The sequence below is a fragment of the Pseudomonas sp. H11T01 genome (assembly GCF_048515765.1).
GTDB lineage: Bacteria > Pseudomonadota > Gammaproteobacteria > Pseudomonadales > Pseudomonadaceae > Aquipseudomonas.
The window spans coordinates 224,887-237,207 of record NZ_JBLYED010000002.1; the positions used below are offsets into that span (position 1 = coordinate 224,887).

Below are 12,321 nucleotides of genomic sequence, written 5' to 3' on the forward strand. Positions count from 1 at the left end.
TTGGCGAATCAGCGCTGGGCGGTTTTACTCGCCGCAGAGCTATTGTCGTGGATCAACCGGGTGATCATCGCATCGGCTTCAGCCAACTGACGGTCGTAGACGTTGGTGCTGAACGAGGCCTTTTGCGGCGGCTGTTGCGCCAGCACCGGGCCGCTCTGATCGTGCAGATTGACCTGAACCTGAGTCGACAGGCCGACCCGCAATGGGTGTTTTGCAAGTTCTTCGGCATTGATATGAATCCGCACCGGCACCCGCTGGACGATCTTGATCCAGTTGCCGGTGGCGTTTTGCGCCGGCAGCAAGGCGAAGGCACTGCCGGTACCGGCACCCAGGCTGTCGATGGTGCCGCTGAATTTCACGTCGCTGCCGTAGAGGTCCGCTTCGATGTCCACCGGCTGACCGATACGCATGTCATGCAACTGGGTTTCCTTGAAGTTGGCGTCGATCCACAGCTGATCCAGCGGGATCACCGCCATCAACGCCGTGCCCGGCTGAACCCGTTGACCGAGTTGCACGGTGCGTTTGGCGACATAGCCGGTTACGGGCGCGATCAAGGTGCTGCGGGCATCGTTCAGGTAAGCCTGACGCAATTGCGCGGCCGCGGCCTGCACATCCGGGTGGGACGAAACCACGGTATCGTCCACCAGCGCGTTGGTAGTGTTGAGCTGTTGTTGCGCGTTGGCCAAGGCGTTTTGCGCCGAGGTCAGGTCATCGCGAGCGTGGGACAGTTCTTCCTGGGAAATCGCCCCGCCGGCCGCCAGATTTTTCCGGCGGTTGAAGTTGTCCTGAGCTTTTTGCACTTCGGCTTTTTGCGCACCGACTTGCGCCTTCATGCCGTCGACGTTGCTGTACAGGCCGCGGACCTGACGCACGGTGCGGGCCAAATTAGCCTGCGCGCTTTGCAGGCCGACTTCGGCATCGTTCGGATCGAAGTTGATCAGCACCTGGCCTTCATGGACCAGGTCACCGTCATCGGCACCGATGCTCACCACTGTGCCGGTGACCAACGGGGTGATTTCTACCACGTTGCCATTCACGTAAGCGTCGTCGGTGCTTTCATTCCAGCGCCCGTAAAACTCGTGCCAGCCCCAGACGCCCATCCCGCCAAGGACGACGATGACAGCGAGTACCAGCAGCATGACTTTGCGCTTGCGCGAGTTGCCGGCGTCTTGGGTATTTTCAGTCGTGTTGATTGTTTCTTCAGTGGCCATGACAAGTACCTTGAATTATTCAGTCCGTGTGGCTGGGGTTGGGTTGGCCGCGGCCAAGGTGTCGGCCTGAAACCCGCCGCCCAGGGCCTGCATCAGTTGAATCGAGAGATCGATTTGCTCGGCATTCAGGTTCGCCAGTTGACGCTGGGCCTGCAGCAGTTGCTGCTCGATGCTGAGCACGTCCAGGTAGTTACCGATACCGGAACCAAAGCGCTGGACCACAGTGTTGTAAGAATCCTGAGCGATGTCGGTGGCGTGTTGCTGCGCACCGATCTGCCGACCGATATCGTGCAGCTGGGAGATGGTGTCGCTGACATCCCCCAGCGCTTTCACCAGGCTTTTGTTGTACTGCGCCACGGCGAGGTCGTAGTCGGCGTCGCGAGAATCAAGGTCAGCACGCAGGCGACCGCCATCGAAGATCGGCAGCGACACGGTGGGCGCGACATTGAAGAAGCGGCTCGCCGAGCCGAACATCGCATCGCCCAACAACGATTGAACCCCGGCAGCAGCACTCAGGTTGAGGTTGGGATAGAAGTTGGTTTTACCGGCGACGATATTCTTGCTCGCCGCTTCGACCCGCCAGCGCGCGGCGATCAGGTCTGGGCGACGACCGAGCAACTCGGCCGGAAGCACAGACGGCAAGGCAACGGCGCTGGCCTGCAAGACTTTCGGTCGAGCGATTTCGTTGCCGCGATCCGGGCCTTTGCCCAGCAAAACCGCCAACGCGATTTTGGCGCTTTGCAGTCTTTTCTCGGCGTCGATCAAGGTGGCTTCGGAACTGGCTTCCAGGCTTTCGGTTTGCTGATACTGATATTGGCTGTCGATTCCAGAGCTCAGCCGACGCTTGCTCAGATCGAGCATTTGCCGGGTGCGCTTGAGGTCATCAGTGGCCAGGTCATGGACGATGTGCGCCTGACCCAGATCGCTGTAGGCCCGGGCCACATCGGCGGCCAAAGTCAACTGCGCCGCTTGCTGGTCGATCTCGGCAGCGCGGGCCTGGCCCAGCGCGGCTTCCCAGGTGGCACGCTGACCGCCCCAGAGGTCGAAGGTGTAGTTGAAGTCCGCACCCAGGCTACGCAGGGTGCTGTAGTTGCCGCCCTGCCCGGTCGGATCCTGATCACGGGCCAGTCGTGAGCGGCTGACACTGGCGCTGGCGTCGAGGGTCGGCATCCGCGCAGCGTTGGCTGCATACGCGGCGGCGCTGGCCTGATGAGCCCGGGCGCTGGCGATTTGCATGTCGGGGCTGTCGTGCAAGGCTTCCTGGATCAAACCGTCGAGCTGCGAATCGCCAAGGCTTTTCCACCAGTCGCTTTTCGGCCAGGCCGCGGGTGACAGCGTGACGCCGCTGAGGGATTGACCAGCCTTGAGGTTTTTCGCGTCGAGGCTGACACCTTCGGTGTTCAAGCCACTGTAACTGGCACAACCGGCCAGGCTCATGGCCAGCAGCACCAGACTCAAACCGCTACGCAAGGATTGACTGCTCATTTATCACCTACCCGCAGCAAGGTGATCGAGTCACCGGCCGCCACCAAAATCTTCTTCAGGATGTGTTCCAGGGTTTTCAGCTCTTCGCTGGTGATCGCGCCGGCCAGCTCATTCATCGCCTCGGCACCGATGTGCGGGAGCCGGTCAGCCAGCGTCTGGCCTTCTTCGGTCAGGACCAGCTGAACCTGGCGCCGGTCTTCTTCAGAGCGTTTGCGAGCGAGAAAACCTTTCTGCTCCAGACGATCGAGCATCCGGGTCATCGAGCCGCTGTCGAGCGACAGATGCCGGCACAGCTCGGCCGGGGTGTCCACGCCGAACTGAGCCATGATGATCAACACCTTGAACTGCGCGGCAGTGATGCCGTGAGGTTCCATGTGGGTGTCGATGATTCGGTCCTTAAGCAAGGCGGCGCGCCCCAGCAACAGTCCGAGATGGCAATTTTGAAATTCGTCCGGCGTGAAATGTTTCATCTGACCACCAATTAGCTGCCTAGGCAGAGAGTGTGTGTCGAGATGTTACTGCCTAGGCAGCGAATGTCAAGGCAATAGTTAGGAGGCTTTGTATTTGGATGATGAGTGGTGCGGGGTAGGACGAAGGCGTTATGAAAGGGATATTTTTAGAAGGGATGGTGCTGACGATGGAAAACCTGAGGTTTGCGCGATCATTGTGGCGAGGGAGCTTGCTCCCGCTCGGCTGCGCAGCAGTCGTAAAACCTGGGAACGCGGTGTACCTGACGAAATGTGATTGCAGGTTTTAGGGCCGCTGCGCGCCCCAGCGGGAGCAAGCTCCCTCGCCACAGGGGGTCCGCAGCGTCTTTAGAAATCCCGCTTATAGAAGATATCCAGCGAACTGGCGATGCCGCTAGCCGCTTCCAGATAGACCTTCTTGCTCAGCTTGTAGCGCAGCGCGATGGTATTAGCCGGCTCGAACACGCCAACCCCATAACGCAAACTGAGTTTCTCGGAGATGTTGCCGCTGGCGACTACGCTGGTGGCGTTGCCGCTGCCTTGGGTGTCGAGCTGGAAATCCTGAATCCCCAGGTCCTTGGCCAGACCGCCGGTGAGATTCGAACTGCCCATCAGCCCCAGACCCAACGCCGCCTGGGCCAGCATGTTGTTGTCTTCGCCGGTGGTGCTCCTAGGATGACCGAGCACCAGGTAGGACAGCGCATCCTCCTGGCTCATGGCCGGTTCGGAGAAGATCTGCGTGGTCGGCTGCTCGGCGTTGCCGCTCAAGCGGATGCCGGCGATCACGTCGTCGGTCTGGCGAATCGCTTCGATGTCCAGATACGGCTGATCAATGGGACCTGCAAACAACAACCGCGCACGGCGAACCGTCAGGCGCTGGCCATAGGCCCGATAACGACCATCGTTAAGCCAGAGTTCACCTCGAGTGTCCATGTTGTCGCCGATGTGCACATGGCCTTGCAGGTTGGCGGTCAAACCAAAACCGCTAAAGCTGAGTTTGTCTTTGCCAACCTCTACATCGACGTCCATCGCCATGACTATCGGCGGTTTGCCTTCTTCGGTCTGATGGCCAACGATCACCGTGTCACCCGAGACTTTGACCGTCGATGGCGGTAACTCACGGATGGTGATTTCGCCTTTAGGCACCAGCACCTTGCCGGTAATCGCCAGCTTGTCGTTTTTCATCGAAATCTTCAGGTCCGGCGCCACCTCCAGCACGGCATAAGGCTCGACCGTGACCGGCAGTTGCGAGCCCTTAAGACTCAGATCAACCATCAGCGCTTCGCCCCAGGCCACCTGTCCGTTCAACGTGCCCTGCCCGGTTTTGCCGCTTTTCCAGCTACCATTCAGTTGCACACTTTCGCCAGCGATCAGCGCCTGAATCTGCAGCGCCTCGAAACGGGTGGGTAATTCAGGCCCGGAGATTTCGCCATCGCTGAGGATCAGGTTGCCGTTAACCTGGGGCGCGAGCAAACCACCGGACAAACTGCCGCTGCCGTTCAAATGCCCGGACAGCTTCTCGACCATGGGTACAAACGGCCGCGCCACTGACAGATCCAGACCGTTCAGCCGGAACGAGCCGGTCAGCGGTTTGTTTTTCGGTAACGGGTTGATCTGCGCCTGCACCATCAACTCACCGAGCTTGCCACCGACGAAGTCGAGCTGGGTATCAATGCGATTCGGATTGAGGGTGCTGTTGAGTTTCAGCGTCTGATAAGGGAAGTCCAGCCACTGATCTTTTTCGCGCATGCGCAGCATACCGCCGCTCGCATCGACCATGATCTGGCCTTTCGGGCCACTGGCCGGCAGATCCAGTTGCACGTCGGCGTTGAGCTTGCCCTTCCAGGCGAAATCCTTCGGCAGCCATTGCGCCAGGCTTTCAATCGGGAACTGTTTGAGGTGGTAACGCAGCTTGGGCTCGGGCATCAACCGCTGGTCTTCACCGCACATGCTGGCTTGCCCGGACGCCCAGCAATGGGCGGCGAAGGTCATTTTGCCGTCCGCCAGGCGCTCGAGTTTCGCCGGAGCCTGCAACTTCCAGTCCTGGCCGCCAGCCTGTATGTCACCGCTGGCCAGACGTCCGCGCCAGTTGCCTTTGTCCAGATTGCCGTCCAGCCCCAGTGCCAGTTTGAGCATCGGGCCCTGGAGGTCCAGTTGCAGCTTCTGGTTCTTGATATCGCCCTGACCACTGGCCGTCAGCGTGCCCAGCTGCGTTTCACCGACCTGAATGCCACTGCCTTTGAGGTCGATGCGCGCCCGTTGGGCGCTGTCGAGGTTGGCATCCAGATTGAGGCTTTGCAGGCGATTGTCGGCCATCGCCAGTTGCAAGCCTTGCAGACTCAGTTTGCCTTGCGGTGCTTTCAGGGTACCGGCGAGATCAAGACGTCCATTGAGCTGACCGCGCAATTGCGGCCAGAGTTGACCCAGGCGCGGCATTTTGATGTCGAGATGCCCGGCCAGTTTCTGTTGCAGACTGCCGGTGCCGTTGATGTGGTTGTCCCCCAGGCGAATGTCCAACGCACTGAGGGTCCATTGTTCGCCAGCGCCATCCGCCTTGGCCTGGAACACTGCCGGTTGACCGCGCAGCTTGCCCTTGAGGTCCAGGTCAGCATTCAGCTTCAGCTGTTCATTCTTTATTTCGCCTTTGCTGCGTAGCGGCCCGGCCAGGGTTCCCGGCAACTCCGCCAACCAATACGCCGGATTGATTGCCGACAAATCCAGCGCGGTGTCCCAGGCTATGCCGTCGGCAAACTGCAGATTCACATGTCCTTCGGCCTTGCCCTGCCCGGCTGCCAGCTTGAACTGGGGTAGATAAATTTTTGTCAGATCGCCACTGAACGGGCTGCTCAGGCTGAACGCCCCTGCCGGGCCATCGAGCGCGGCTTTGAAGTTGCCCAGATAGTTGCCGTCACGATAGGACACTTCGCCGTTGAAGGTCCGCAGCACTACCGCCGGTTCGTCGATCAGCGGATAAAGCCGATGCCACGGAAAACTCAACCAGTCGACCTTGGCCTCAGCGCTGAAGCCTTCACTCCAGTCCAGTTGCCCGGTGAGCTTGAGGCTTTGTTCGGCACTGGCACTGAGGTCCAGCGCGGCGATTTGCGCGCCCTTGGCGTCGACCTTGCCTTGCAGCATCAGGCCGACCGGCCCCTGCTCGGCCGGCAAGGTGGCTTTGCCGATTAATTGATAACCGTTTTTCAGATCGCCCTTGCCGGTCAATTCGAGTTGATTGAGTTTCAAGGTGTCCGGTAAATCGGCGCTGGCCTTGAAGCCGTCCGCGGTAATGCGCACTTGAGCCGGCAGGTTTTCAACCAGAGGTTGCAGCTCGCCGGTCAACAGGCCTTGCAGGTAACCGCTGCTATCCGCTTTGAGGTTCAGGGTTTTCAGCAGGTCGCCGTCGACGCTCAATGCCAATGTCCACGGCTCAGTGCCCGGCGCCGGCAAGGTCAATTTGCCTTTGGCAGTCAATGGCCAGTTACCGCTCGGTTGCAGCAGGCCGGACAGGTCCAGGCTCAGCTTGTCCCGTTGCAGGTGCACAGAGTCGATCTGCAAGCCCTTGGCTGTCCAATGGGCTGCCAATTGCAGGCCTTTGAGTTGTTCGCTGCCGTTGAACAGCAGGCTGCCGACTTGCACCTCACCCAACTCAATAGCCACCGGCAGTTTCAGCTCGGGCAGACTGATGGGGCCGCTGCTTTCATCGGTACTCGGTGGAAATTGCAGACTGACTTGTTCAGCCTTCAGTTGATCAATGCACAACGTCATGCGCGTCAGACACAGCGGCGACCAGGCAAAAATCGGCCTGGTCAGTTCGACCCGACTGCTGTGTTGCTGCCAGAGCAGATGATCAGCACTCCATTGGCCGCTCAAACGGCCCTGGAAATTCTCCACCGTCAAACCCGGCACCTGCCCCAGCGCCCAACGACTGCCGGCGTGAGTCCCCAGCAAAGTGCCCAGCGCCAGCAATACGACCATCACCAGCGCAAGGATCGCCAGCAGCGCTATTTTCAAAGCACGATTCAAAGCTCAGGTCCCATGGAGAAGTGCAAACGAATACCACCGTCGTCGTCCAACGCATGGGCGAGATCAAGACGCAGCGGCCCGACCGGCGAGATCCAACGCACGCCGATGCCGACCCCGGTCTTGAGGTTCGGCAGTTCAAGTGTGTTGAACGAGTTCCCCTGGTCGATGAAGGTTGCGACCCGCCATTTCTCGGCGATGGAGTATTGATACTCGACGCTGCCGGCGACCATATAGCGACCACCGATGCGACGACCGTCGGAGTTTTCCGGGGACAGACTCTGGTAGTCGTAACCGCGTACGCTTTGATCACCACCGGCAAAAAAACGCAATGACGGAGGGACCGTTTTATAACCATTGGTGGCGCTGCCGCCGAACTGCACGCGGCCAAGAAAACGGTGCTTGTCCCAGACGGTGGTCAAGCCTTTGAGCAGCGCAGTGCCGTAGAGCAAGTTGGTATCCGACGCCAACCCTTCCTTGGCCACCTTGGTGTCGAATTGCAGACGATAGCCATTGTGCGGATCGATGCGGTTGTCGCTGCGCAGGTAGGCGTAACTGACGCCGGGCATCAGTAAATTGCTCAGGCCCGAATCATTGCCTAGACGAAATTCCTCGCGCTGCCATTTCAGCGAAATCACCCGCTGCCAGCCGCTGGGCAATTTGCTGTGCCACTCGGGGCCGAGGGTCAGCAATTTGCTCAGGCTGTCGTTGCTAGCCAGTTCTTCGTATTGATAGCCACCGGCAAAGCGCAGTTTGTCGGTGAGCGGCGGATCCAGCGGCACGTCGTACCACAGGCCGACGTTCTGCCGTGGCGCGGACACCTCCGCCTCCCAACCATAACTGTGGCCTTGAGGATTGACCCAATGCCGGGTCCAGTTGGCTTTGGCGCGCGGGCCGACGTCAGTGGAAAAACCCAGCCCCAGGCCCATGGTCCTTGGCTTGCGGGTTTCCAGCTTCACCGCCACCGGGATCACATCATTGGCAGCCGCAGCGGGTGCAGCATCGACCCGCACGCCTTCGAAATAGCCGCTCGACTGCAACGCCTGATTGAGTTCCGCGATCAGTTCGGAGTCGTAGGGATCACCGGCCTTGAAGGGCACCATACGTTGCAACAAGTCTTCATCGAACGGCGTGTCGCCAGCAAAGCTGACCTCGCCCAAGGTATAGCGCGGGCCGCTGTCGTAGATCAACTCGATGTCGGCAACACCGGCCTGGGGGTCCACTGATAATTTTTGGCTGGTAAACCGCCCGCTGAAAAAGCCATAGCGCGACGCCTGATTCTGGATCAGCCGCTTGGCGTCTTCGTAATGGCCGTGATTGAGTACTGCGCCGGACTTGAGCAGATCGCTTTTCGGCACGCGGAAGGTTTTGAGGGAAGCTGCCGGGCCATCGATGCGCACGGTGACATTGCGTAAGTGCACAGGCTCGCCGGGGTCGATGTTCAACACCAACTTCGGCGACTTGCCACCTTTGACTTCGCTGTCGATCTGCGGCTGATAGAAACCCAAGGCCTGGGCGGCCTTTCTGGCTTGCTCTTCGGCACCGCGACTGAAGCGTAACAAGGCTTCTTCGTCGCGATCGCCCAGACTACCGATATAGCCCTCCACATTGGCTTTCAGTTCATCGTTGGACGGTTTGATCCGCACATCCAATTCACTTTGTGCCAACGCCGCACAGCTTGTGACCAGCATGAGCAAACCGCTGGTGAATCTTCCTGGAAACTTCATAGGCGCGGATGCTATCACGAGCTTGGGAGCGTGATAGAGCCCTGGAGTGGCCGGAAGTTCTCCATCAAGCGGTTGCTGTTTGTAACACTTGTGGATTGGGGTGAAAAAACACGTGCTCGAGGATAGGTCCCACAGCGACCTCGCCAATTTCCTCGTAACCCTGACGCTTATAGAACTCCAGATAACGTGGATTCCCGGTATCAAGTACCACGCCTTCTGAATGCTCGTCCTCTGCGCACCAATTATGAACCGCTTGAAGTAACTGCTCGCCGAAGTGCTTGCCCTGAAACTGCGGGTGAATTCCCAGCAGCGGCAAGACGTGAACCGCATCGGATGGCAGGCAGGCCACCACCGCCGCGTGATAATCCAGATAACGCCGCGTGCAGCGGAATCCGGTACTGAGCACCATCCGCAGGCGCCAGGCCCAACTCTCGGTGATGCCCAGGCGGCGTTGCGGCGGCGCGATCAGGGCGATGCCGATCAGCCGGTCGTTGATCAGCAGACCAATGGCCGGCAAATCCTGAAGAAAGTGTTGTTTGACCAGTTCACGCACCGTTGCCCGAACGCGGTGCTCATAGCCGGGCCGCTCGGCCTCGAACAGAAAACCAAAGGTCGGCTCATGGCGGTAGGCTTGATACAGCAAGGAGCGCGCTTCGCTGGAATAGCCGCTGTCGAGCATATGAATGTCGGCGATGGCCGTTGAGGATTCAGGCATAGCGATGGATCTCCCCTGGGCTCGGCTCAAATTGGCCTCACCTTTGTATAAGAAGCCTTGTTACTACGAGCAGTTGTTGACTTGCACAGCTTCCTGTAACAACGGCTTACACTCTACGCTCAAAGGACATTAGCAGCGCATCTGACCTGCCGCCACGCTGGCCGCCATCGGACTTGTCGGCTAGCATCGCAGTTTTGCCAGGACTGCCGACCATGAAGATCGTCTCGTTCAACATCAACGGCCTGCGCGCCCGGCCCCACCAACTGGCGGCGCTGATCGAGAAGCACCAGCCGGACGTGATCGGCCTGCAGGAAACCAAGGTCCATGACGACCAGTTCCCGTTGGCCGAGGTTCAGGCCCTGGGTTATCACGTGTATTACCACGGACAAAAGGGCCATTACGGCGTCGCCCTGCTCTCCCGCCAGGAGCCGATTGCACTGCATAAAGGCTTTACCACCGACGAAGAAGATGCTCAGCGGCGCTTTATCTGGGGCACCTTCGCCGACGCCAACGGCGTGCCAGTGACCATCATGAACGGCTATTTCCCACAAGGTGAAAACCGCGACCACCCCACCAAATTTCCAGCCAAACAACGTTTCTATAACGACTTGCAGCAATTGCTCGAAACCCAGTTCAGCAATGACCAGCCGCTGGTCGTGATGGGTGACGTCAACATTTCCCCGGAAGACTGCGACATCGGCATCGGTCCGGACAACATGAAGCGCTGGTTGAAAACCGGCAAATGCAGCTTCCTCCCGGAAGAGCGCGAGTGGATGGCCCGCTTGAAGAACTGGGGCCTGGTGGACAGTTTCCGTCACTTGAACCCGGACGTCGCGGATCGCTTCAGCTGGTTCGACTACCGCAGCCGCGGCTTCGAAGACGAGCCCAAGCGCGGCCTGCGCATCGACCTGATCATGGCCTCTCACGGCTTATTGCCGAGGGTGAAGGATGCCGGCGTCGACTACGACCTGCGCGCCATGGAAAAGCCTTCCGATCATGCGCCGATCTGGCTTGAGTTGAGCTGATCGCAGTCCGCTGATCTTTTGATCGTTCCCACGCTCCCGCGTGGGAATGCATCACTGGACACTCTGCGTCCGCTCTTGAATGTGACGCGGAGCATCACGGGCTGCATTCCCACGCAGAGCGTGGGAACGATCTCACCCTTGACTGTCATCTTTCGGAAACCTCTCTGACTTATTCTCCCCGGCACTTCCTTTGCCCTACTAGAAGGTGCCGGTCTGATGCTGCGCGCTCTGTTTGTGATGATGCTTTGCTGCGTGCTGCCTTTTCCGGTCTTCGCCACTGAGCTACCGACCCCGGACCATGGCCCTGTCCTGCGCATTCAGGGCTCCAACACCATCGGTGCCGCCTTGGGTCCGGCGCTGGTCAAAGGATTGATGGAGGCGCAAGGCTTGCGCGAGATCCACAGCGAAATCTCGGGCAAAGACAACGAACAGCGCGTCGTCGGCAACACCGAGCAAGGACGTCGGGTACTGGTGGAAGTCGCCGCCCATGGTTCGAGCACTGGTTTTACCGCACTTAAAGCGCAGAACGCCGACCTGGCCGCCTCATCGCGACCGATCAAGGACAGTGAACTGGTCGACCTGGAAGCCTTGGGCGACTTGAAAAGCCCTGCCGCCGAGCAGGTAATCGCAATTGATGGGTTGGCGATCATCCTCCATCCGCAGAATCCCTTGAACCGATTAAACACCGAGCAACTGGCACGGATTTTCAGCGGAGAGGTGAAAACCTGGGAAGAACTTGGCGGCGCTGGCGGGTCTATCCACTTGTATGCCCGGGATGATCAATCGGGCACTTACGACACCTTCAAAGAACTTGTTCTCAGTCGGCGCGGCAAAACCCTGGACAGCACGGCGAAACGCTTCGAATCCAGCGAACAGCTGTCCGATGCGGTCAGCCAGGATCCTCAGGGTATTGGTTTTATCGGCCTGCCCTATGTGCGCCAGGCCAAAGCCGTGGCGATTGTCGATGGCGACTCGCAGCCTATGCTGCCCCGGCGCAGCCTGATCGCCACCGAAGACTATCCACTGTCACGGCGCTTGTTCTTTTACCTGCCACCCAATGGGCAAAACCCATGGGCCGACGCGCTGGTGGCGTTTGCCCAGAGCAGCCAAGGCCAGGCGATTGTCGCAGCCAATGGGTTTATTGCGCAGACCGTGCAGGCCATGACGGTAACGCCCAGCGCACAGATGCCTGACGACTATCAAGCCATCACCCGCGAAGGGCAACGGCTAACGGTGAATTTTCGCTTCGAGGAAGGCAGCGCCAGCCTGGACAACAAGGCCCGGCAAGATCTGTCGCGAGTGCTCGACTATTTAAAGCTCCACGACAAGCTCAACAAACAGGTCACGCTGGTGGGTTTTGGTGATGCCAAAAGCGACCCGGCGCGGGCGGCGCTTTTATCGAAACTGCGAGCCATGGCGGTACGGCGCGAGTTGGTCAAAAGCGGCGTGGTGTTTCGAGAAATCCGCGGCTTTGGTGCAGAAATGCCGGTGGCGACCAATAGCGCGGATGAAGGCAGGATCAAGAATCGGCGGGTGGAGGTTTGGGTGTATTGAGTTCGATTGCGCTCATTGTGGCGAGGGAGCTTGCTCCCGCTCGGCTGCGGAGCAGCCGCAAAACCAGTCAACCCGGTGTTGCTGAAACAACCGAGTTGCCGGATTTTGGGGTCGCTTCGC

At 59.3% G+C, this 12,321-nt stretch carries 8 protein-coding genes; 2 read left to right on the forward strand and 6 right to left on the reverse strand.

What is annotated here, in order from left to right; translation table 11 throughout:
• Positions 1-8: 8 nt before the first annotated feature.
• The 6 genes from ACN1C3_RS03565 to ACN1C3_RS03590 form a co-directional block, all read right to left on the reverse strand.
• Entirely contained in the window at positions 9-1,211 is a 1,203-nt protein-coding gene (locus ACN1C3_RS03565) for an efflux RND transporter periplasmic adaptor subunit (protein WP_419114404.1), read from the reverse strand.
• A gap of 15 nt (positions 1,212-1,226) precedes the next feature.
• Positions 1,227-2,696, reverse strand: coding sequence for an efflux transporter outer membrane subunit (locus ACN1C3_RS03570; RefSeq protein WP_419114405.1), 1,470 nt, complete (start codon positions 2,694-2,696; stop codon positions 1,227-1,229).
• Complete coding sequence (locus tag ACN1C3_RS03575) at positions 2,693-3,166, reverse strand: MarR family winged helix-turn-helix transcriptional regulator (RefSeq protein ID WP_419114406.1); 474 nt, start codon at positions 3,164-3,166, stop codon at positions 2,693-2,695. The genes ACN1C3_RS03570 and ACN1C3_RS03575 overlap by 4 nt, the downstream gene beginning before the upstream one ends.
• A gap of 345 nt (positions 3,167-3,511) precedes the next feature.
• Complete coding sequence (locus ACN1C3_RS03580; protein WP_419114407.1) at positions 3,512-7,183, reverse strand: translocation/assembly module TamB domain-containing protein; 3,672 nt, start codon at positions 7,181-7,183, stop codon at positions 3,512-3,514.
• Positions 7,180-8,907, reverse strand: a complete 1,728-nt coding sequence (locus ACN1C3_RS03585) for an autotransporter assembly complex protein TamA (protein WP_419114408.1) — start codon at positions 8,905-8,907, stop codon at positions 7,180-7,182. Before ACN1C3_RS03585 ends, ACN1C3_RS03580 begins: the two co-directional genes overlap by 4 nt.
• 64 nt (positions 8,908-8,971) lie before the next feature.
• The gene (locus ACN1C3_RS03590; protein WP_419114409.1) at positions 8,972-9,622 is read right to left on the reverse strand and encodes a GNAT family N-acetyltransferase; all 651 of its coding nucleotides are present in this window, start codon (positions 9,620-9,622) and stop codon (positions 8,972-8,974) included.
• A gap of 212 nt (positions 9,623-9,834) precedes the next feature.
• On the opposite strand from ACN1C3_RS03590, the gene xthA reads away from it, so the two are divergent.
• Entirely contained in the window at positions 9,835-10,647 is an 813-nt protein-coding gene (xthA, locus tag ACN1C3_RS03595) for an exodeoxyribonuclease III (protein WP_419114410.1), read from the forward strand.
• Between the two features lie 213 nt (positions 10,648-10,860).
• Positions 10,861-12,201, forward strand: coding sequence for a substrate-binding domain-containing protein (locus ACN1C3_RS03600; protein WP_419114579.1), 1,341 nt, complete (start codon positions 10,861-10,863; stop codon positions 12,199-12,201).
• The last annotated feature ends 120 nt before the right edge of the window (positions 12,202-12,321 follow it).

Coding starts and splice junctions, on each gene's coding strand:
- ACN1C3_RS03565 (WP_419114404.1), bottom strand. CDS start 1,211: ATGGCCACTGAAGAAACAATCAACACGACTGAAAATACCCAAGACGCC.
- ACN1C3_RS03570 (WP_419114405.1), bottom strand. CDS start 2,696: ATGAGCAGTCAATCCTTGCGTAGCGGTTTGAGTCTGGTGCTGCTGGCC.
- ACN1C3_RS03575 (WP_419114406.1), bottom strand. CDS start 3,166: ATGAAACATTTCACGCCGGACGAATTTCAAAATTGCCATCTCGGACTG.
- ACN1C3_RS03585 (WP_419114408.1), bottom strand. CDS start 8,907: ATGAAGTTTCCAGGAAGATTCACCAGCGGTTTGCTCATGCTGGTCACA.
- ACN1C3_RS03590 (WP_419114409.1), bottom strand. CDS start 9,622: ATGCCTGAATCCTCAACGGCCATCGCCGACATTCATATGCTCGACAGC.
- xthA (WP_419114410.1), top strand. CDS start 9,835: ATGAAGATCGTCTCGTTCAACATCAACGGCCTGCGCGCCCGGCCCCAC.